The organism is Streptomyces sp. NPDC048420, assembly GCF_040651535.1.
GTDB lineage: Bacteria > Actinomycetota > Actinomycetes > Streptomycetales > Streptomycetaceae > Streptomyces.
Genome location: NZ_JBEZKG010000014.1, coordinates 206655 through 227333, shown reverse-complemented (window position 1 = coordinate 227333; position 20679 = coordinate 206655). Strand labels below are relative to the sequence as shown.

18 protein-coding genes are annotated in these 20679 nt (G+C 70.3%); 14 read left to right on the top strand and 4 right to left on the bottom strand.

Translation table 11 applies throughout. The annotated features are described in order from the left end of the window. Window positions 1–131: 131 nt before the first annotated feature. Window positions 132–413 (top strand): ATP-binding protein, encoded by a 282-nt coding sequence (locus AB0D34_RS27520; protein WP_362665894.1) that lies wholly within the window; start codon window positions 132–134, stop codon window positions 411–413. A gap of 108 nt (window positions 414–521) precedes the next feature. On the opposite strand, the gene AB0D34_RS27515 is transcribed toward AB0D34_RS27520, so the two are convergent. Further along, window positions 522–683: a hypothetical protein gene (locus AB0D34_RS27515; protein ID WP_362665828.1), complete on the bottom strand. Its 162-nt coding sequence runs from the start codon at window positions 681–683 to the stop codon at window positions 522–524. 248 nt (window positions 684–931) lie between these two features. On the opposite strand from AB0D34_RS27515, the gene AB0D34_RS27510 reads away from it, so the two are divergent. The 13 genes from AB0D34_RS27510 to pgi all read left to right on the top strand — a co-directional run bounded on the left by AB0D34_RS27510 (window position 932) and on the right by pgi (window position 17164). After that, window positions 932–1606 (top strand): response regulator transcription factor, encoded by a 675-nt coding sequence (locus tag AB0D34_RS27510; protein WP_362665826.1) that lies wholly within the window; start codon window positions 932–934, stop codon window positions 1604–1606. A gap of 86 nt (window positions 1607–1692) precedes the next feature. Then, window positions 1693–3723: an excinuclease ABC subunit UvrC gene (uvrC, locus tag AB0D34_RS27505; protein WP_362665824.1), complete on the top strand. Its 2031-nt coding sequence runs from the start codon at window positions 1693–1695 to the stop codon at window positions 3721–3723. After that, the gene (gene rapZ, locus AB0D34_RS27500; protein ID WP_362665822.1) at window positions 3720–4679 is read left to right on the top strand and encodes an RNase adapter RapZ; all 960 of its coding nucleotides are present in this window, start codon (window positions 3720–3722) and stop codon (window positions 4677–4679) included. Before uvrC ends, rapZ begins: the two co-directional genes overlap by 4 nt. After that, window positions 4676–5743 carry a uridine diphosphate-N-acetylglucosamine-binding protein YvcK gene (yvcK, locus tag AB0D34_RS27495; protein ID WP_362665820.1) on the top strand — a complete coding sequence of 356 codons (1068 nt, stop codon included), beginning with the start codon at window positions 4676–4678 and terminating at the stop codon, window positions 5741–5743. Before rapZ ends, yvcK begins: the two co-directional genes overlap by 4 nt. After that, window positions 5734–6723, top strand: coding sequence for a DNA-binding protein WhiA (gene whiA, locus AB0D34_RS27490; protein WP_020120074.1), 990 nt, complete (start codon window positions 5734–5736; stop codon window positions 6721–6723). The genes yvcK and whiA overlap by 10 nt, the downstream gene beginning before the upstream one ends. 146 nt (window positions 6724–6869) lie before the next feature. Next, window positions 6870–9821 carry a M14 family zinc carboxypeptidase gene (locus tag AB0D34_RS27485; RefSeq protein WP_362665818.1) on the top strand — a complete coding sequence of 984 codons (2952 nt, stop codon included), beginning with the start codon at window positions 6870–6872 and terminating at the stop codon, window positions 9819–9821. A gap of 213 nt (window positions 9822–10034) precedes the next feature. After that, on the top strand, window positions 10035–11042 hold the full coding sequence (gap, locus tag AB0D34_RS27480) for a type I glyceraldehyde-3-phosphate dehydrogenase (protein ID WP_030318674.1): 1008 nt from the start codon (window positions 10035–10037) through the stop codon (window positions 11040–11042). Between the two features lie 136 nt (window positions 11043–11178). Further along, complete coding sequence (locus AB0D34_RS27475) at window positions 11179–12390, top strand: phosphoglycerate kinase (protein ID WP_362665817.1); 1212 nt, start codon at window positions 11179–11181, stop codon at window positions 12388–12390. A gap of 5 nt (window positions 12391–12395) precedes the next feature. Then, window positions 12396–13172 (top strand): triose-phosphate isomerase, encoded by a 777-nt coding sequence (gene tpiA / locus AB0D34_RS27470; RefSeq protein ID WP_362665815.1) that lies wholly within the window; start codon window positions 12396–12398, stop codon window positions 13170–13172. A 103-nt stretch (window positions 13173–13275) separates the two neighbouring features. Next, a complete protein-coding gene (gene secG, locus AB0D34_RS27465; RefSeq protein ID WP_020120079.1) occupies window positions 13276–13506 on the top strand; it encodes a preprotein translocase subunit SecG in 231 nt (76 codons plus the stop codon). A gap of 215 nt (window positions 13507–13721) precedes the next feature. Next, window positions 13722–14057 (top strand): RNA polymerase-binding protein RbpA, encoded by a 336-nt coding sequence (locus tag AB0D34_RS27460; protein WP_003976875.1) that lies wholly within the window; start codon window positions 13722–13724, stop codon window positions 14055–14057. A gap of 109 nt (window positions 14058–14166) precedes the next feature. Then, window positions 14167–15456, top strand: coding sequence for an MFS transporter (locus AB0D34_RS27455; RefSeq protein ID WP_362665813.1), 1290 nt, complete (start codon window positions 14167–14169; stop codon window positions 15454–15456). 52 nt (window positions 15457–15508) lie between these two features. Continuing rightward, entirely contained in the window at window positions 15509–17164 is a 1656-nt protein-coding gene (pgi, locus tag AB0D34_RS27450) for a glucose-6-phosphate isomerase (RefSeq protein ID WP_362665811.1), read from the top strand. A 76-nt stretch (window positions 17165–17240) separates the two neighbouring features. Here pgi and pgl read toward each other — a convergent pair whose 3' ends face one another. Genes pgl through zwf form a run of 3 tightly spaced genes read right to left on the bottom strand, consistent with a single transcriptional unit; the run spans window position 17241 to window position 20676 of the window. Continuing rightward, a complete protein-coding gene (gene pgl / locus AB0D34_RS27445; protein ID WP_362665809.1) occupies window positions 17241–18023 on the bottom strand; it encodes a 6-phosphogluconolactonase in 783 nt (260 codons plus the stop codon). Then, window positions 18020–19141 carry a glucose-6-phosphate dehydrogenase assembly protein OpcA gene (gene opcA / locus AB0D34_RS27440; protein WP_362665807.1) on the bottom strand — a complete coding sequence of 374 codons (1122 nt, stop codon included), beginning with the start codon at window positions 19139–19141 and terminating at the stop codon, window positions 18020–18022. Before opcA ends, pgl begins: the two co-directional genes overlap by 4 nt. After that, window positions 19138–20676 carry a glucose-6-phosphate dehydrogenase gene (zwf, locus tag AB0D34_RS27435; protein WP_362665805.1) on the bottom strand — a complete coding sequence of 513 codons (1539 nt, stop codon included), beginning with the start codon at window positions 20674–20676 and terminating at the stop codon, window positions 19138–19140. Before zwf ends, opcA begins: the two co-directional genes overlap by 4 nt. Between the last annotated feature and the right edge of the window lie 3 nt (window positions 20677–20679).

Here is a 20679-nt window from a genome sequence, read left to right as displayed (position 1 = left end):
GGGCATCCTACCCGGCCATCCTCTCCAAAGGCGGTCTGGGCCCGGCCCTGCGCTCCCTGGCCCGCCGCGCCGCCCTCCCCGTCGAGCTCGACCTGAGGCTGCCCGCGGCCCGGCTGCCGGAACACCTGGAGGTGGCCGCCTACTACGTGACGTCCGAGTGCCTCACCAACGCGGCGAAACACGCGCACGCGCGCGTGGTGAACGTCGGGGCCGGGATCCGGGACGGCGTGCTGGAACTGACCATCCACGACGACGGGGTCGGGGGCGCCGAGCCGGGCCGCGGCTCCGGTCTGATCGGGCTCATCGACCGGGTCGAGGCGATCGGCGGCAAGCTGGCCGTCAGCAGCCCGCCCGGCGAGGGCACGACCATGGACGTGCGGCTGCCCCTGGGCGGACCCTGGTCCAAGATGTGACCGCCCGGGGCGCACGCCGGGGAGTTCGTCCAGGTGGGGGAGCCTGAACTTGGTGACGTCGCGTACGCTCCGGGCGGTCCTGTCGGACGGAGAGGCATCCGTCCGGCACTAGGGGCGGTGGGTTCCGCCGTTCTGTGCGGTCTGCAGTCGCTTGGCGCGCACGATGTCCGGGTCCCTGGGATCCAGGACATCGGCCGCGCCGTAGGCCTCCTGCGGGTACCGACGGGAACGGACCGGTCGCCGCTGCTTCTCGATCCGCGTCCGCCGCATCTCCCGCACCCTTCGGCCGTGCGACCCTCCGCCCCTCGCCCGGGACGGCCGGTCGGACTGCAACTGCACTGGTTCGAGAATCGCCCGGAAACGTCCGCATGTCGTCACGGCAGGCCTCCAATCCCGCTTCCGGCTAGCCGTAACCCCGGGGGTGGGGCAGGCTGTTGGAACGCAGGCAGCGGGCGGGGCAGGGGAAGCTCCGACCTTGGACGACGCACCGCGGAGGCCGGGCGAGGGGGCCGGGGTCAATGGACGACGCAGCGCAGCAGCCGGCACGGGGACGGGTCGTCCTCGCCGACGACGACATCCTGCTCAGGGAGGGCCTGGCCAGCCTGTGCGAGCGCGTCGGATACCAGGTCGCGGGGCAGGCCGGCGACGCCGTCCGGCTCCTGGAACTGGTCGATGCGGAGCTCCCCGAACTGGCGATCGTCGACATAAGGATGCCCCCCGACCACTCGACCGAGGGCCTCAAGGCGGCCCGCACGATCCGGGAGCGCCACCCCGACACCGGCATCCTCGTCCTGTCGGCGTTCGTCGAGGTCGAGGACGCCCTGGAACTGCTGGCGAGCGGCCGCAAGGTCGGCTACCTGCTCAAGAGCCGGGTCACGGTCGTCGACGAGTTCATCGAGGCCCTGGAGCGCATCCAGCGGGGCGGCTCGGTCGTCGACCCCTCCCTGGTGCAGGAACTGTTCACCGCCCAGCGCCGCGACGACCCCCTCGCCCACCTCAGCGCCCGCGAGCGCGAGGTCCTCGCCCTGATGGCCGAGGGCCGCTCCAACGCCGGCATCGGCCGCCGCCTGTGGGTCACCGAGGGCACCGTCGAGAAACACGTGCGCAGCATCCTCGGCAAACTCGCCCTCACCGAGGACACCGACGACCACCGCCGGGTCCTGGCGGTTCTCACCTTCCTGGAGTCCCGCTAGCCGTGCCCTGTGGATCACCTGCGGACATGGCCGGGGTTGTCCACAGGCCGGCGGGAGTGTCAGCGCTCGCCAGTAGGGTGTGAGACATGGCCGACCCCTCCAGCTACCGCCCCAAACCAGGGGAGATCCCGGACTCTCCCGGGGTGTACAGGTTCCGCGACGAGCACCGCCGGGTGATCTACGTCGGAAAGGCGAAGAGCCTGCGCCAGCGCCTGGCGAACTACTTCCAGGACCTGGCGAGCCTGCACCCCCGCACCCGCACGATGGTGACCACGGCCGCGTCCGTGGAGTGGACGGTGGTGTCCACGGAGGTCGAGGCCCTGCAGCTGGAGTACTCCTGGATCAAGGAGTTCGACCCCCGGTTCAACGTCAAGTACCGCGACGACAAGAGCTACCCGTACCTCGCGGTGACGATGAACGAGGAGTTTCCCCGCGTGCAGGTGATGCGCGGTCACAAGCGCAAGGGGGTCCGTTATTTCGGGCCGTACGGGCACGCGTGGGCGATCCGCGACACCGTCGACCTCCTGCTGCGCGTCTTCCCCGTCCGCACCTGCTCCGCAGGCGTCTTCAAGAACGCCGCCCGTACCGGTCGCCCGTGCCTCCTCGGCTACATCGGCAAGTGCTCGGCGCCCTGCGTCGGGCGGGTCTCCGCGGAGGAACACCGCGATCTGGCCGAGGAGTTCAGCGACTTCATGGCCGGCCGCACCGGCACCTACATCCGCCGTCTGGAGAAGCAGATGACGGACGCGGCCGAGGAGATGGAGTACGAGCGCGCGGCCCGGCTGCGTGACGACATCGGGGCCCTGAAGAAGGCCATGGAGAAGAGCGCGGTCGTGCTCGCCGACGCGACCGACGCCGACCTGATCGCGGTCGCCGAGGACGAGCTGGAGGCCGCCGTCCAGATCTTCCACGTCCGCGGCGGACGCGTCCGCGGTCAGCGCGGCTGGGTCACCGACAAGGTCGAGGAGATCACCACCGGCGCCCTCGTCGAGCACGCCCTCCAGCAACTCTACGGCGAGGAGAAGGGCGACTCGGTCCCCAAGGAGGTCCTCGTCCCGGCCCTGCCCGACCCGGTCGAGCCGGTCCAGGAGTGGCTCACCGAGCGCCGCGGGTCCAATGTCTCGCTGCGCATCCCGCAGCGCGGCGACAAGAAGGCCCTCATGGAGACCGTGCAGCGCAACGCCCTCCAGGCGCTCGGCCTGCACAAGACCAAGCGTGCCTCCGACCTGACCACGCGCTCGCGTGCCCTGGAGGAGATCGCCGAGGCCCTCGACCTGGACAGCGCCCCGCTCAGGATCGAGTGCTACGACATCTCCCATCTCCAGGGGGACGACGTGGTCGCGTCCATGGTCGTCTTCGAGGACGGGTTGCAGCGCAAGAGCGAGTACCGGCGCTTCCAGATCAAGGGATTCGCCGGGCAGGACGACGTGCGGTCCATGCACGAGGTGATCTCCCGCCGGTTCAAGCGGTACATCGCCGAGAAGGAGAAGACCGGCGAGTGGGCCGACGGCGAGGACCTCACCGAGGAGGACGGCCGCCCCAAGAAGTTCGCCTATCCGCCCCAGCTGGTCGTGGTCGACGGCGGACAGCCCCAGGTGGCCGCCGCCAAGAGGGCCCTGGACGAGCTCGGCATCGACGACATCGCCGTCTGCGGCCTCGCCAAGCGCCTGGAGGAGGTCTGGCTGCCGGACGAGGACGACCCCGTCGTGCTCCCCCGCACCAGTGAAGGCCTGTACCTTCTCCAGCGGGTCCGTGACGAGGCCCACCGCTTCGCGATCACCTACCAGCGCACCAAGCGGAGCCAGCGATTCCGGTCGAGCCCCCTCGACGACGTCCCCGGCCTCGGGGACACGCGCAAGCAAGCCCTGCTGAAACATTTCGGGTCCTTGAAGAAACTACGATCCGCCACCATCGACCAGATCTGCGAGGTCCCCGGCATAGGCCGCAAGACGGCCGAGACGATCGCCGTGGCCCTCGCCCAGGCGGCCCCGGCCGCCCCCGCCGTGAACACGGCGACTGGAGAGATCATGGATGAGGAGGAACCCGGCATCACGGGTTCCGGTGGGGAACCCGTGACGGCGGGCGCCCCGGACGAACGACGGGGGCAGGAGACATGAATGTGAACGAGCACGAAGAACAACAGGACCAGGGCGGAGAAGACGCACAGGTGAGTACGGGCGCACCTCTCGACACCTCCGGAGTCCCGGAGGCCGCCATCCCCGAGCTGGTGATCATCTCCGGCATGTCCGGCGCCGGTCGCTCGACCGCCGCCAAGTGTCTGGAGGACCTCGGCTGGTTCGTCGTGGACAACCTCCCACCCGCGCTGATCCCCACCATGGTGGAGCTCGGAGCCCGCTCCCAGGGCAATGTCGCCCGGATCGCGGTGGTCGTCGACGTCCGCGGCCGGCGCTTCTTCGACAACCTCCGCGACTCCCTCGCCGACCTGGAGTCCAAGCACGTCACCCGGCGGATCGTCTTCCTGGAGTCCTCCGACGACGCCCTGGTGCGCCGCTTCGAGTCCGTGCGCCGCCCGCACCCCCTCCAGGGCGACGGCCGTATCGTCGACGGCATCGACGCCGAGCGCGAGCTCCTGCGCGAGCTGCGCGGCGACGCCGACCTGGTCATCGACACCTCCAGCCTCAACGTCCACGAGCTGCGCGCCAAGATGGACGCCCAGTTCGCCGGCGAGGAGGAGCCCGAGCTCAGGGCCACCGTCATGTCCTTCGGCTTCAAGTACGGCCTCCCGGTCGACGCCGATCTGGTAGCGGACATGCGGTTCCTGCCCAACCCGCACTGGGTCCCCGAGCTGCGCCCCTTCACCGGCCTCAACGAGGAGGTGTCGGCGTACGTCTTCAACCAGCCCGGCGCCAAGGAGTTCCTGGACCGCTACGCCGAGCTGCTGCGCCTGATCGCGGCCGGCTACCGCCGTGAGGGCAAGCGGTACGTGACGATCGCCATCGGCTGCACCGGCGGCAAGCACCGCTCGGTCGCCACCTCGGAGAAGCTCGCCGCGCGCCTCGCGGCCGAGGGTGTGGAGACGGTGGTCGTACACCGGGACATGGGACGGGAATGACCGCACGTACTCCGCGGCTGAGCATGCTGCGCCGGGTCGTCCCCGAAGGGCGTGCGACCCGGCCCGTCGAGGCCCGCGGCGCGCGGCCCCGCCGGCGCGGTGCCCAGCCCAAGGTGGTCGCGCTCGGCGGCGGCATGGGCCTGTCCGCCTCGCTCGCCGCACTGCGCCGGATCACCGGCGACCTCACCGCCGTCGTCACCGTGGCCGACGACGGCGGCTCCAGCGGGCGCCTGCGCGACGAGCTCGGCGTCCTGCCGCCCGGCGACCTGCGCAAGGCGCTGGCCGCGCTGTGCGGCGACGACGACTGGGGCCAGACCTGGGCACGGGTCATCCAGCATCGCTTCCAGTCCAAGGGCGACCTGCACGAACACGCGGTCGGCAATCTCCTGATCGTCGCCCTGTGGGAGCAGCTCGGTGACCACGTCCAGGCCCTCGACCTGGTCGGCAGACTCCTCGGCGCGCACGGGCGCGTGCTGCCCATGTCCGCCGTACCCCTGGAGCTTCAGGCCCTGGTCAAGGGGCACGACCCGGAGCGGCCCGAGGACGTGGACACCGTACGGGGACAGGCGACCGTTGCCCTCACCCCGGGCGAGGTGCAGTCCGTGCACGTCGTGCCGCACGACCCGCCCGCGGTCCCGGAGGCCGTGGCCGCCGTCCTGGACGCGGACTGGGTGGTCCTCGGCCCCGGCTCGTGGTTCTCCTCGGTCATCCCGCACCTGCTCGTGCCCGAACTGCTGGACGCGCTCACGCAGACGAAGGCGCGCCGGGTACTCTCCCTGAACCTCGCACCGCAGCCGGGAGAAACCGATGGCTTCTCCCCGCAGCGTCATTTGGAGGTTTTGGGACGACACGCCCCTAAACTCGCCCTGGACGTGGTGCTGGCCGACCAGGCCGCCGTGCCCGACCGCGATGCGATGAACGACGCCGCCAAGCGGTTCGGCGCCGCGGTCGAGCTGGCGCCGGTGGCCCGGCCCGACGGGACCCCGAGGCACGACCCGGAGCTGTTGGCCGCCGCGTACGACCGTATTTTTCGGATGCATGGAAGGATCGGCCCATGGCGATGACGGCAGCGGTGAAGGACGAGATCTCCCGGCTCCCCGTCACCCGGACCTGCTGCAGAAAGGCGGAGGTCTCCGCCATCCTGCGGTTCGCCGGCGGCCTCCACCTGGTGAGCGGGCGCATTGTGATCGAGGCGGAGCTGGACACCGCGATGGCGGCCCGCAGACTCAAGCGGGACATCCTGGAGATCTTCGGCCACAGCTCCGAACTGATCGTGATGGCACCGGGCGGACTGCGCCGCGGTTCGCGTTACGTCGTCCGGGTCGTCGCCGGCGGTGACCAGCTGGCCCGGCAGACCGGCCTGGTCGACGGCCGGGGCCGCCCGATCCGGGGACTGCCCCCGCAGGTCGTCTCCGGTGCCACCTGTGACGCCGAAGCCGCCTGGCGCGGGGCCTTCCTGGCGCACGGCTCGCTCACCGAGCCCGGCCGCTCCTCCTCCCTGGAGGTGACCTGCCCGGGCCCGGAGGCCGCGCTCGCGCTGGTCGGCGCCGCCCGCCGCCTGTCGATCGCCGCCAAGGCCCGCGAGGTCCGCGGGGTCGACCGGGTGGTCGTGCGCGACGGCGACGCGATCGGCGCGCTGCTCACCCGCCTCGGCGCCCACGAGTCGGTGCTCGCCTGGGAGGAGCGCCGGATGCGCCGCGAGGTGCGGGCCACGGCGAACCGGCTCGCCAACTTCGACGACGCCAACCTCCGCCGCTCCGCGCGCGCGGCCGTCGCCGCCGGAGCCCGGGTCCAGCGGGCCCTGGAGATCCTCGCCGACGACGTGCCCGAGCACCTCGCCGCCGCCGGGCGGCTGCGGATGGACCACAAGCAGGCCTCCCTGGAGGAGCTGGGCGCGCTCGCCGACCCGCCGCTGACCAAGGACGCCGTCGCCGGCCGCATCCGGCGACTGCTCGCGATGGCCGACAAGCGCGCCTCCGATCTCGGCATCCCGGGCACGGAGTCCAGCATCACCGAGGAGATGGCCGACAACCTGGTCGGCTGACCGCCCCTCACCACGCCGGTGCCGACGCCCACTTGGGTGATCGGCACCGGCGTTTGCGTATCCATGAGGCACTCTTGACTGGATCATGGAGTGTCATGAGCCTGGCATCTGTTCGCTGCTGTGGCGGACCACCGCAAGGGGGGCTCATGAGACGTAGAGCGAGACCGATCCTCGCTGTTGGCGCACTCCTGCTCGGCGGCGCGGGCATCGCACCCGTCGCCCATGCCGCGCAGAGCGCCGGTTCTCCTGATCCGAACGAAGTCAAGGTCTTCCGCGCCGAGGTCACCAACCAGCAGGTACCCCTGCTGCTGGCGGCCGGGCAGGACGGCCACGAACTGAGCGAGCAGGTGCCCGCGAAGGGCACCGCGACCGTCGAGGTCTACCTCACAGACCAGGAGGCGCAGAAGCTCGAGGAGAAGGGTGTCAAGCTCACCGAGCACACCCTGACCGCCAAGGCCGAGGCCCGGGTCGACAAGGCCGCCGAGGGCGTGTTCCGGCCGTACAGCGGAAGCGGCGGACTCCAGGAGGAGATCCTCGCGACCGCGCGGGCCAACCCGGGCCTCACCAAGGTCGTCTCCATCGGCAAGACCGTCAACGGCAAGGACATCCTCGCGCTCAAGCTGACGAAGGACGCGAAGAAGTCCAAGGACGGCGCCAAACCCTCCGTCCTCTACCTGTCCAACCAGCACGCGCGCGAGTGGATCACCCCCGAGATGACCCGCCGGCTGCTCCACCACTACGTCGACAACTACAAGTCCGACAAGCGCATCAAGAAGATCGTCGACTCCACCGAGCTGTGGTTCGTCCTGTCGGCCAACCCCGACGGCTACGACCACACCTTCCAGAGCGGCGACAACCGCCTGTGGCGCAAGAACCTGCACGACAACAACGGCGACGGGACCATCGCCGTCGGCGACGGCGTCGACCTCAACCGCAACTTCTCCTACAAGTGGGGCTACGACAACGAGGGTTCGTCCCCCAACCCCACCAGTGAGACGTACCGCGGCGCGGCCCCGTCCTCGGAGCCCGAGACGAAGGCCCTGGACGCCTTCGAGAAGCGGATCGGCTTCACATACGGCATCAACTACCACTCCGCCGCCGAACTCCTCCTCTACGGCGTCGGCTGGCAGGTGGCCACCGACACGCCCGACGACGTCGTGTACGAGGCGCTCGCCGGCACCCCGGACAACTCCGCGATCCCCGGCTACCGTCCGCAGGTCTCCTCGGAGCTGTACACCACCAACGGCGAGGCGGACGGCCACGCGTCGAACGTCAACGGCCTGGCGATGTTCACCCCCGAGATGTCGACCTGCCAGACCGTTTCGAACCTTGACCCGAACGACCAGTGGAACGCGGCCGACTGCCAGTCGGTCTTCAACTTCCCGGACGACGAGAAGCTGATCCAGCAGGAGTTCGAGAAGAACATCCCCTTCGCGCTCTCCGTAGCCGAGTCCGCGGCCCAGCCGGACCAGCCGAAGTCGGCGCTCGGCCTGAAGGCCGCCGACTTCACCCCCAAGCCCTTCGCCACCTCTTACGCGCGCGGCGCGGACCAGGAGGTCTCCGTCGTCGTACGCAGGTCCGTACGCGACAAGGAGCTCAAGTACCGCGTCAACGGCGGCCGTACGCACGACCGGGATCTCAGGGCCTGGAAGGGCGGCGAGACCTACGGCGGTGAGGACAACCTGTACTTCGACGAGTACCGGGCGAAGGTCGAGGACGCCGACCCGGGCGACAAGGTCGAGGTCTGGTTCACCGGCCGGGCGAAGAGCGGAAAGCCCACCTCCAGCGCGCACTTCACGTACACGGTCGCCGAACGGCCCCGTGCCGACGTGCTCGTGGTCGCCGAGGAGGGCGCGAGCGCCACACAGGCGCAGACGTACGTCGACGCGCTGAAGGCGGCCGGCCGCAAAACGATCGTCTGGAACGTGGCCACCCAGGGCGCGCCCGACGCGCTCGGCGTGCTGGACCACTTCAAGTCGGTCGTCCACTACACGGGCGCGACCGTGCCGGGCAATCCCACCCAGCTCCAGTTGCGCGCCTTCCTGAACGAGGGCGGCAAGCTGGTCGAGGCGGGCGAGCGGGCCGGCGGCAGCGTCGACCTGGGCGGCGGCACCCTGTCGAACGACTTCAGCCAGTACTACCTGGGCGCCTACACCCGAACGACCCTGCCCGGCGCCGCCGCCTTCCAGGGCACCGGCAAGCTCGCCGGGACCGCCGGAACCCTCGGCGCCGCTCCCGGCAACCCGCTGGACACGGCCGGCTCCTTCAGCGTCACCTCGGACAACCTGCCCGCGGCGACCTTCCCGCAGTTCGCGAGCGCGGGAGCCGGTACGTACCCCGGCACGCCCAACCCGTACGGGCCGTACGAAGGCTCGTACATGGCGGCGGTCACGCACAGCGACTACGCCTGGAACCGTCTCACCCGCACCATCGACCTCACTCAGGTCACCGCGGCCCAGGCACCCACCCTGCGGACCCGGATGCTGTGGGACACCGAGGAGGGCTACGACCACGCCGTCCTGGAGGCACACACCGCCGGGGCCGACGACTGGACCACCCTCCCGGAGAAGAACGGCGCGACCACCAACGCCGTGCCCGCCGAGTGCGAGGCCGGGTTCTTCATCGCGGCCCACCCCGCGCTCAAGCGGTATCTGACCCAGGGGGCCGGCGGCTGCACGGCCTCCGGCACCAGCGGTCAGTGGAACAGCCTCACCGGGGCGTCGGCCGGCTGGCAGGAGATCTCCTTCGACCTGGCCGCGTACGCGGGCAAGACCGTCGAGGTGTCCTTCAGCTACATCACCGACCCGGGCTCCGGCGGTCGTGGCGTCCTCCTCGACAACACCTCGGTCGTCGTCGGCGGCCAGGCCACCGGGACCGAGGGCTTCGAGACCTCGCTCGGCGCCTGGAGCGTGCCCGGGCCGCCCGCGGGCAGCCCCGCGGTCGTCAAGGACTGGGGCCGGGCCGGAGAGCTGTTCAAGACGTACGGCGCGGTGACCACGGACGACACCGTGCTGCTGGGCTTCGGCCTGGAGCACGTCACCGCGGCGGCCGACCGCGCGGCCCTCGTCAGAAAGGCACTCGCGGCCATCGGCGGGTGAACCGGACGTGACTCGACGTAGTCATTCCGGGTGACCCTAGATTTCGGTCCAGGGTGGTCCGTACCCCTACTGGCGGGTACGGACCGCCCTGCCGTGTATGGGGCATCTCGATGTCACTCCGAAAGCCTCAGGGAGGTAGGGTCGGGGGTGGTCGGGGACATCCCATACAGCTCGCCGGTCTCACAACCGGCGTACCAACGAGGAGATCGGTTCGTGACGATCCGCGTAGGCATCAACGGCTTTGGCCGCATCGGTCGTAACTACTTCCGCGCGCTGCTGGAGCAGGGTGCTGACATCGAGATCGTGGCTGTCAACGACCTGGGTGACACCGCGACCACCGCGCACCTGCTGAAGTACGACACCATCCTGGGCCGCCTCAAGGCCGAGGTGTCGCACACCGCCGACACGATCACCGTCGACGGCCACACCATCAAGGTGCTGTCCGAGCGCAACCCGGCCGACATCCCGTGGGGCGAGCTGGGCGTCGACATCGTCGTCGAGTCGACCGGCATCTTCACGAAGAAGGCCGACGCCGAGAAGCACATCGCGGGCGGCGCCAAGAAGGTCCTCATCTCGGCTCCGGCCAAGGACGAGGACATCACCATCGTGATGGGCGTCAACGAGAACAAGTACGACGCGGCCAACCACCACGTCATCTCGAACGCCTCCTGCACCACCAACTGTGTGGCGCCGATGGCCAAGGTTCTCGACGAGAACTTCGGCATCGTCAAGGGCCTGATGACCACGGTCCACGCCTACACGAACGACCAGCGCATCCTGGACTTCCCGCACTCCGACCTGCGCCGCGCCCGCGCCGCCGCGGAGAACATCATCCCGACCACCACGGGTGCCGCGAAGGCCACCGCGCTGGTCCTCCCGCAGCTCAAGGGCAAGCTCGACGGCATCGCGATGCGCGTCCCGGTCCCCACCGGTTCCGCCACCGACCTGGTCGTGGAGCTGGAGCGCGAGGTCACCAAGGACGAGGTCAACGCCGCGTTCAAGAAGGCCTCCGAGGGCGAGCTGCAGGGCTACCTGTCCTACACGGAGGACCCGATCGTCTCCTCCGACATCGTCAGCGACCCGTCGTCCTGCACCTTCGACTCCTCCCTGACCATGGTCCAGGAGGGCAAGTCGGTGAAGATCCTCGGCTGGTACGACAACGAGTGGGGCTACTCCAACCGCCTCGTCGACCTCACGGTCTTCGTCGGCAACCAGCTCTGATCCACAGAGCAGCAGGCACTTTGATGTGAGTACAGGGCCCGGGCGGCGCAGGGACGCGCCGTCCGGGCCCTGACTCACGTACAGACCGGCCCTCTTACGATCACGAGCACCACCAGTCCATTCGGGAGCCCTCTCAATGAAGACGATCGACGAACTTCTCGCCGAAGGCGTCGCAGGCAAGCGGGTCTTCGTCCGCGCCGACCTGAACGTGCCACTGGACGGCACCACCATCACCGACGACGGCCGTATCCGCGCCGTCCTGCCGACCGTGAAGGCCCTCGCCGAGGCGGGCGCCCGCGTGGTCGTCGCCTCCCACCTGGGCCGCCCCAAGGGCGCCCCGGACCCGGCCTTCTCCCTCGCCCCGGCAGCCACGCGCCTCGGTGAACTCCTGGACGCCTCCGTGGCGTTCGCGACCGACACGGTGGGCGAGTCCGCCACCGCCACCGTCGCGGGCCTCGCCGACGGCCAGGTCGCGGTCGTCGAGAACCTCCGCTTCAACGCCGGCGAGACCTCCAAGGACGACGCCGAGCGCGGCGCCTTCGCCGACCAGCTCGCTTTGTTGGCCGATGTCTATGTCGGTGACGGCTTCGGCGCGGTCCACCGGGGGCACGCCTCGGTCTTCGACCTCCCGGCCCGCCTCCCGCACTACGCCGGCTACCTGATCGCCACCGAGGTCGGCGTCCTGAGGAAGCTCACCGACGAGGTCCAGCGCCCGTATGTGGTGGTGCTCGGCGGCGCCAAGGTCTCCGACAAGCTCGCCGTGATCGACGAGCTGCTCGGCAAGGCCGACCGCATCCTCATCGGCGGCGGCATGGCCTTCACCTTCCTCAAGGCCAAGGGCCACGAGGTAGGCGCCTCCCTCCTCCAGGAGGACCAGATCCCGGCGGTCCTGGAGTACATCGAGCGCGCCGAGAAGACCGGCGTAGAGCTGGTCCTGCCGGTCGACGCCGTGGTCGCCCCCGCCTTCCCGGACCTCAAGACCAAGGCCCCGGCCGACGCCACCACCGTCGCCGCGGACGCCATCCCGGCCGACCGGATGGGCCTGGACATCGGCCCGGCGTCCGGCAAGCTGTACGCCTCGAAGATCACCGACGCGGCCACCGTCTTCTGGAACGGCCCGATGGGCGTCTTCGAGCACCCCGAATTCGCCGAGGGCACCAAGGCGGTCGCCCAGGCCCTCCTCGACTCCTCGGCCTTCACGGTCGTCGGCGGCGGCGACTCCGCCGCGGCCGTGCGGATCCTGGGCTTCGACGAGAACGCGTTCGGACACATCTCGACCGGCGGCGGCGCCTCCCTCGAATACCTTGAGGGCAAGACGCTCCCCGGCCTCGCCGCACTGGAGGACTGACCTAGATGAGCACGCGCACGCCGATCATGGCGGGCAACTGGAAGATGAACCTCAACCACCTCGAGGCCATCGCGCACGTCCAGAAGCTCGCCTTCGCCCTCGCGGACAAGGACTACGAGGCCGTCGAGGTCGCCGTCCTGCCGCCCTTCACCGACCTGCGCTCCGTGCAGACCCTGGTCGACGGCGACAAGCTCAAGATCAAGTACGGCGCCCAGGACCTCTCGGCCCACGACTCGGGCGCCTACACCGGCGAGATCTCCGGCTCGATGCTGGCCAAGCTGAAGTGCACGTACGTGGCGATCGGCCACTCCGAGCGCCGTCAGTACCACGCGGAGACCGACGAGATCGTCAACGCCAAGGTCAAGGCCGCCTACAAGCACGGCCTGACCCCGATCCTGTGCGTCGGCGAGGAGCTGGAGGTCCGCGAGGCGGGCAACCACGTCTCCCACACCCTCACCCAGGTCGAGGGCGGCCTCAAGGACATCCCGGCCGAGCAGGCCGAGTCCGTCGTCATCGCCTACGAGCCCGTCTGGGCCATCGGCACCGGCAAGGTCTGCGGCGCCGAGGACGCCCAGGAGGTCTGCGCCGCCATCCGCGCCAAGGTCGCCGAGCTCTACACCCAGGAGCTGGCCGACCAGGTCCGCATCCAGTACGGCGGCTCCGTCAAGGCCGGCAACGTCGCCGAGATCATGGCGCAGGCCGACATCGACGGCGCGCTGGTCGGCGGTGCCTCTCTGGACGCTGATGAGTTCGTCAAGATCGTGCGCTTCCGGGACCAGTAAGTAGGCCCTGGCGGCGATCCGTCGTACCCTTGCGGGGGCATGGCCCTGAAGGCCGTGCCCCCGTCGTTCATCCGAATCCGAGAGAGTTGGTCCAGCCGTGGTTATGGGGTTCTCGATCGCCCTGATCGTCTTCAGCGGGCTGATGATGCTGCTGGTGCTGATGCACAAGGGCAAGGGCGGCGGCCTCTCCGACATGTTCGGCGGCGGCATGCAGTCCTCCGTCGGCGGCTCCTCCGTCGCCGAGCGCAACCTCGACCGGATCACCATCGTGGTCGGTCTGCTGTGGTTCGCGTGCATCATCGTGCTCGGTCTCCTCATGAAGACGAACAGCTGAGCGGCCACGCCACACACAGCACGTACATTCCGCACGTAAGGCCCCATGTTCGGTACGCGCACCTGAGCGCGGCCTATCATGGGGCTTGCGTCTAGGTGTGGGGGCTGTAACTCCAACCACTGGACGCGCGTTGGGCCTTACGTAGACTGAGGCGCTCGCAACGAAGCGACAACGCCGACTCGCTTCGCGGCACCATCACGCAGGGAGTTACGACCGTGGCAAGTGGCAACGCGATCCGAGGTAGCCGGGTCGGGGCGGGGCCGATGGGCGAGGCCGAGCGGGGCGAGTCCGCGCCCCGGCTGCGCATCTCCTTCTGGTGCTCCAACGGGCATGAGACGCAGCCCAGCTTCGCCAGCGACGCGCAGGTCCCCGAAACCTGGGACTGTCCGCGCTGCGGCTTCCCCGCCGGACAGGACCGGGACAACCCGCCGGACCCGCCGCGCACCGAGCCGTACAAGACGCACCTGGCGTATGTACGGGAGCGGCGCAGTGACGCGGACGGCGAGGCGATCCTCGCCGAGGCGCTCGCCAAACTGCGGGGCGAGATCTAGGAGTTGAGAACCGGCCGGGCACCGAAAGGTGTCTGGCCGGAGCCGTTTGACGGCCGCTGTCCCGGCCGATTGTCAGTGGTGACCTCTACGGTTTGTGCATCGGGTCGTGATGCGCGGAGCGGGAGGGGGAGCTGTGGCGTCGAGCGAGGCCGCGGGCGGGGGTGCGCCCGCGTGGCGCGGGGGATTCGGACGGCTGTGGAGTGCCGCCGTGCTCTCCCGTTTCGGTGACTCCCTGCGCGGGGCCGCGCTGCCCCTGCTCGCCGCGACACTGACGGACCGGCCGCTGCTCATCGCCGCGGTCACCGCCTGCGGTCAGCTGCCCTGGATCGTCTTCGGGCTGCTCGGCGGGGCGGTCGCGGACCGCGTGGACCAGCGGCGCGCCATGTGGACGGTGGACACGGTACGAGGCCTGCTGGTCGCCTGCTTCGCGCTGGCCGTCGCGCTCGGACACGCCTCGATCGGCTTGCTGATCGCGCTCGCCTTCACCCTCACCACGCTCCAGACCCTGTTCGACAACGCCTCCACGGCTCTGCTGCCGGCCCTGGTGGACCGGGAGGCGCTGGGCAGCGCCAACGCCCGTCTGATGACCGGGCAGTCCATCGCGGGCGGCCTGCTGGGCGCCCCGGTGGTGCCGCTGCTGTTGGTGGCCGGTGCCGCCCTGCCCTTCGCGGTGGACGCGGCGACCTTCCTGCTGGCGGCGGCCCTGGTCGCCTCGCTGCGGACCACCCCGCCCGAGCGCGGGCCGAGACCTGCGGGCAGCACCCTGCGCCGGGAGATCGCCGAGGGACTGCGCACCCTGGCGGGCGACCGTGCCCTGCGCGGCCTGTGCGCAGCGACCGCCCTGTGCAATGTCGGCGTGGGCGCGCTGATCGCCGGCATGGTGCTGCTGGTGACCGGTTGGCTGGGCGCCGGCACCGCGGGCTACGCCGCGGCGATGACCGCCTGCAGTGTCGGCGCCCTGGCCGGGGGAGTGGCGAGCGGGTTCGTCGCCCGCGTGGGTCCGGTGCGCTCGGTACTGCTCGCGGGGACGGTCCAGACCGGCGCCCTGGTGGTCATGGGCTCGGTGCGCAGCCCGGTCGCCCTGACGGCCGCGATGGCCGTCTTCGGGTTCATGGGCATGGTGTGGAACGTCCGGACCACGACCCTGATGCAGCAGCGCAGTCCGGCGGCGCAACTGGGCCGGGTCAGCGCGGCCTTCCGCACCCTGGCGGTCGCCGGAGCACCCCTGGGCGCCCTGCTGGGCGGAGCCGTGGCCACCGCGTGGGGGCTGAACACACCTGCCCTGCTCGCGGCAGCCTTCTTCGTGCTGTCCCTCGCCGCGCTGATACCCGCGCTCCACGCGGACGTATCTCAGGGTGCGCCGGGCGCCGACGCCACCACGGCTCACGCCCCGCGCTGATCATCTAGGTTGGAACAGCTGGGACAGGCACGAAAGAAGGCTGAAGTCGGACATGAACGCAGACGGCCGTACCAGGCTCAACCGGACACCCGAGTGGACCGCGCTGGCCGAGCATCGCGACGAGCTCGGTGAGGTGCAGCTGAGGGAGCTGTTCGCCGCCGACCCCGGGCGCGGCACCGGGTACACACTGCGGGTCGGTGACCTGTACGTCGACTACTCCAAGCACCTGGTCACCGACGAGACCCTGCGGCTGCTGCGAGAGCTGGCCGCCGCGACCGACGTGTTCGGGCTGCGGGACGCCATGTTCCGGGGCGAGAAGATCAACACGACCGAGGACCGGGCCGTGCTGCACACCGCGCTGCGCGCCCCGCGGGACGCGGTGATCGAGGTCGACGGGGAGAACGTCGTGCCGGGGGTGCACGCCGTGCTCGACAAGATGGGCGACTTCGCGGGCCGGGTGCGCTCCGGCGAGTGGACCGGCCACACGGGCAGGCGCATCAAGAACGTCGTCAACATCGGCATCGGCGGCTCCGACCTGGGCCCCGCGATGGCCTACGAGGTGCTGCGCGGCTTCACCGACCGCGACCTCACCGTCCGCTTCGTGTCGAACGTCGACGGCGCCGACCTGCACGAGGCCACCCGTGACCTGGACGCGGCGGAGACGCTGTTCATCATCGCCTCGAAGACCTTCACCACCATCGAGACGATCACCAACGCCACCTCGGCCCGCGCGTGGCTGCTCGGTGAGCTGAAGGCCGGTCAGGAAGCAGTCGCCAAGCACTTCGTGGCCCTGTCGACGAACGCCGAGAAGGTCTCGGACTTCGGCATCGACACGGCCAACATGTTCGAGTTCTGGGACTGGGTCGGCGGCCGCTACTCGTACGACTCGGCGATCGGCCTGTCCCTGATGATCGCCACCGGCCCGGACAGGTTCCGCGAGATGCTCGACGGGTTCCATCTCGTCGACGAGCACTTCAGGACCGCGCCCGCCGAGTCCAACGTGCCTTTGCTGCTTGGCCTGTTGGGTATCTGGTACGGCAACTTCCACGACGCGCAGTCGCATGCCGTGCTGCCCTACAGCCACTACCTGTCCAAGTTCACCGCCTACCTGCAGCAGCTGGACATGGAGTCCAACGGCAAGTACGTGGGCCGGGACGGACAGCCCGTCCAGTGGCAGACCGGGCCGGTGGTGTGGGGCACGCCGGGTACCAACGGGCAGCACGCCTACTACCAACTCATCCACCAGGGCACCAAGTTGATCCCGGCGGACTTCATCGGCTTCGCCCAGCCGGTGGCCGACCTCGCCGACGGGCTCAAGGCGCAGCACGACCTGCTGATGGCGAACTTCTTCGCCCAGACCCAGGCGCTGGCCTTCGGCAAGACACCGGACGAGGTGCGCGCGGAGGGCGTGGCCGAGGAGCTGGTGCCGCACAGGACGTTCCGGGGCAACCACCCGACGACGACGATCCTGGCCCGCGAGCTGACCCCGTCCGTCCTCGGCCAGCTCATCGCGCTCTACGAGCACAAGGTGTTCGTCCAGGGCGCGGTCTGGAACATCGACTCCTTCGACCAGTGGGGCGTCGAGCTCGGCAAGGTCCTCGCCAAGCGTGTCGAGCCCGCCCTCACGGAGGGCGCCGAGGTGCCGGGTCTGGACGCCTCCACGAAGGCACTGGTGGCGACGTACCGGGAGTTGCGCGGGCGGCAGTGAGATGCCGGGACTGAACAGGCCGACGCCGGGTCCCTCGGGAGGGACCCGGCGTCGGCTTTCGTATGCGAGACCGGCGTTACGGCGAAGCCGGGGGATACAGCGAGCGCGGCAGCTGGGAGGCCGCCGCCGAGTCCAGCAGCCACAGGGTGCGGGCGCGACCGCGGGCCCCGGCCGCCGGTGCCTGGATCTCGCCCGCTCCGGACAGGGCGATCGCCGCGGCCTGCGCCTTGTCCTCACCGGCCGCCAGGAGCCAGACCTCGCGGGCCGCACGGATCGCGGGCAGGGTCAGCGTCACCCGGGTGGGCGGGGGTTTCGGCGCCCCGTGGACACCGACGACCGTGCGCTCGGTCTCCCGTACCGCGGGGAGCTCCGGGAACAGGGACGCCACATGCGTGTCCGGGCCGACGCCCAGCATCAGGACGTCGAAGGTCGGGACCGCGCCATGGTTCTCGGGACCGGCCGCGCGGGCCAGCTCCTCGGCGTAGGCGGCTGCCGCGGCCTCGACGTCGGCGCCGTGGGGACCGTCCGACGCGGGCATGGCGTGCACGCGCTTCGGGTCCAGCGGTACGGAGTCCAGCAGGGCCTCGCGGGCCTGCGTGACATTGCGTTCCGGGTCGCCCTCGGGCAGGAAGCGCTCGTCGCCCCACCACAGGTCCAGACGGCTCCAGTCGACGGCGTCCCGGGCGGGCGCCGCGGCCAGGGCGGCCAGCAGACCGTTGCCGTTGCGGCCGCCCGTGAGGACCACCGACGCCGAGCCCCGGGAGGCCTGCGCGTCCACGATCTTCGTGATCAGACGGGCCGCGGCGGCCTGGGCCATCAGCTCCTTGTCGTGGTGCACGACCAGCTGCGGGGTGCTCACTTCGCCGCCTTCCCGCCGCCGGACAGGCCGGAGGGGACCGGCTTCAGCGCCGGCGGTTTCGCCGCTTCCGGTGCGGGAGCTTCCGCAGGAGCCTCGCCGACGACCGGTTCTCCTTTGGCCGCCGGTCCCTCCGGAGTCGCCTCGGCATCAGGGACTGCCTCGGCCGGTTCCTCCTCGGGCACCCGCCCGTTCGGCTCGTTCAGCCGGTGTACCCCGAACCGCAGCGCGGACGCGTACGTGTCGTCCGGGTCAAGGCGGCGCAGCTCCTCCGCGATCAGCTCGGCCGTGTCCCGGCGCTTGAGCGCCACCGCACGGTCGGGCTGGCCGTCGATGGAGAGCGTGGCGAGGGAGCCGTCGGCCCGGTCCAGCGTGATCGGCCCGTTGTTGGTCTCCATGCGGACCGCGGTCAGCCCGGGCCCGGCGGACAGCGAACGCCGTACCGGCACGTCCAGACGGTCCGCGAGCCACATGGCGAGCAGCTCGCAGCTCGGGTTGAACTCCTCGCCCTCCACCTCGACGGCCTTGACCTCGACGCTGACCTGGTCCAGAGCCGCGGCCAGCATCGAGCGCCACGGCGTGATCCGGGTCCAGGAGAGGTCGGTGTCGCCCGGGGTGTAGGTCTCGGCGCGGGCCGTCAGCTCGCGCACCGGCTGCTCGGAGGAGTACGTGTCGGTGACCCGGCGCTGGGCGAGCGCGCCGAGCGGGTCCCCGGCCGGGTCGAGCGGCGCGTCCACCGGCCACCAGACGACGACCGGCGCGTCCGGCAGCAGCAGCGGCAGGACGACCGACTGGGCGTGGTTCACGACCTCGCCGTACAGCCGTAGCACCACGGTCTCGCCGGTGCCCGCGTCCGCGCCCACCCGGACCTCGGCGTCGAGGCGGGACTGGGTGCGGTCGCGAGGGCTGCGCGACACCCGCTTGATGACCACCAGCGTGCGCGAGGGGTGCTCGCGGGACGCGTCGTTGGCGGCCTTCAGGGCGTCGTAGGCGTTCTCCTCGTCCGTGACGATGACCAGGGTGAGCACCATGCCGACGGCCGGTGTGCCGATGGCCCGGCGGCCCTTGACGAGCGCCTTGTTGATCTTGCTGGCGGTGGTGTCCGTGAGGTCTGTCTTCATGGCCGGCGCCAGCTCCGTCCCTCGCGTGCGAGCATTTCGTCCGCCTCGACCGGGCCCCAGGTACCGGAGGGGTACTGGGCGGGCCTGCCGTTGCGGTCCCAGTACTCCTCGATCGGGTCGAGGATCTTCCAGGACAGCTCGACCTCCTCCGTGCGGGGGAAGAGGTTGGAGTCGCCGAGCAGCACGTCGAGGATCAGTCGCTCGTACGCCTCGGGCGAGGACTCCGTGAACGACTCGCCGTAGGCGAAGTCCATGGACACGTCCCGGATCTCCATCGAGGTGCCCGGCACCTTGGAGCCGAAGCGGACGGTGACGCCCTCGTCGGGCTGGACGCGGATGACGATCGCGTTGGAGCCGAGCTCCTCGGTGGCCGTCGTGTCGAAGGGGGAGTGCGGCGCCCGCTGGAAGACCACCGCGATCTCGGTGACCCGGCGGCCCAGGCGCTTGCCGGTACGCAGGTAGAAGGGGACGCCCGCCCAGCGGCGGTTGTCGATCTCCACCTTGATGGCCGCGTACGTGTCGGTCTTCGACTGCGGGTCGATGCCCTCCTCCTGGAGGTAGCCGACCGCCTTCTCGCCGCCCTGCCAGCCCTCCGCGTACTGCCCGCGCACGGTGTCGCGTCCCAGGTCCTTCGGCAGCTTCACCGCGCCGAGCACCTTGGTCTTCTCCGCGGCCAGCGCGTCCGCGTCGAAGGAGGCCGGCTCCTCCATGGCCGTGAGGGCCATGAGCTGGAGCAGGTGGTTCTGGATGACGTCACGGGCGGCGCCGATGCCGTCGTAGTACCCGGCCCGGCCGCCGATGCCGATGTCCTCGGCCATCGTGATCTGCACGTGGTCCACGAAGGACCGGTTCCAGATCGGCTCGAACATCGTGTTGGCGAAGCGCAGCGCCAGGATGTTCTGGACGGTCTCCTTGCCCAGGTAGTGGTCGATGCGGAAGACCTGGTCCGGGGCGAAGACCTCCTCGACGGTCGTGTTGAGCTCCTCGGCCGACTTGAGGTCGTGGCCGAAGGGCTTCTCGATGACCGCGCGGCGCCAGGAGCCGCTCGACTGGTCGGCCAGCCGGTGCTTCTTCAGCTGCTGGATGACCACGGGGAAGGCGGACGGCGGCACGGACAGGTAGAAGGCGAAGTTGCCGCCGGTGCCCTGTGCCTTGTCGAGTTCGTCGATGGTGTCGCGCAGCCGCTCGAACGAGTCGTCGTCGTCGAAGGTGCCCTGGACGAAGCGCATCCCCTGGATGAGCTGCTGCCAGACCTCCTCGCGGAACGGCGTACGGGCGTGCTCCTTGACGGCGTCGTGGACGACTTCCGCGAAGTCCTCGTGCTCCCAGTCGCGCCGGGCGAAGCCGACCAGGGAGAAGCCCGGCGGCAGCAGACCGCGGTTCGCGAGGTCGTACACCGCGGGCATCAGCTTCTTTCGGGACAAATCGCCCGTGACGCCGAAGATGACCAGGCCCGACGGCCCCGCGATACGCGGGAGCCGTCGGTCGGCGGGGTCACGAAGCGGGTTCGCTCCGGGACCGGAAAGAGGGGACAAGAT

Bases quoted from the DNA above. Each gene is read 5' to 3' on its own strand.
- AB0D34_RS27455 (WP_362665813.1), top strand. From the start codon at position 14,167: ATGCGCGGAGCGGGAGGGGGAGCTGTGGCGTCGAGCGAGGCCGCGGGC.
- AB0D34_RS27515 (WP_362665828.1), bottom strand. From the start codon at position 683: ATGCGGCGGACGCGGATCGAGAAGCAGCGGCGACCGGTCCGTTCCCGT.
- AB0D34_RS27475 (WP_362665817.1), top strand. From the start codon at position 11,179: ATGAAGACGATCGACGAACTTCTCGCCGAAGGCGTCGCAGGCAAGCGG.
- opcA (WP_362665807.1), bottom strand. From the start codon at position 19,141: ATGAAGACAGACCTCACGGACACCACCGCCAGCAAGATCAACAAGGCG.
- uvrC (WP_362665824.1), top strand. From the start codon at position 1,693: ATGGCCGACCCCTCCAGCTACCGCCCCAAACCAGGGGAGATCCCGGAC.
- whiA (WP_020120074.1), top strand. From the start codon at position 5,734: ATGGCGATGACGGCAGCGGTGAAGGACGAGATCTCCCGGCTCCCCGTC.
- rapZ (WP_362665822.1), top strand. From the start codon at position 3,720: ATGAATGTGAACGAGCACGAAGAACAACAGGACCAGGGCGGAGAAGAC.
- yvcK (WP_362665820.1), top strand. From the start codon at position 4,676: ATGACCGCACGTACTCCGCGGCTGAGCATGCTGCGCCGGGTCGTCCCC.
- AB0D34_RS27485 (WP_362665818.1), top strand. From the start codon at position 6,870: ATGAGACGTAGAGCGAGACCGATCCTCGCTGTTGGCGCACTCCTGCTC.
- secG (WP_020120079.1), top strand. From the start codon at position 13,276: ATGGGGTTCTCGATCGCCCTGATCGTCTTCAGCGGGCTGATGATGCTG.
- AB0D34_RS27510 (WP_362665826.1), top strand. From the start codon at position 932: ATGGACGACGCAGCGCAGCAGCCGGCACGGGGACGGGTCGTCCTCGCC.
- pgi (WP_362665811.1), top strand. From the start codon at position 15,509: ATGAACGCAGACGGCCGTACCAGGCTCAACCGGACACCCGAGTGGACC.
- tpiA (WP_362665815.1), top strand. From the start codon at position 12,396: ATGAGCACGCGCACGCCGATCATGGCGGGCAACTGGAAGATGAACCTC.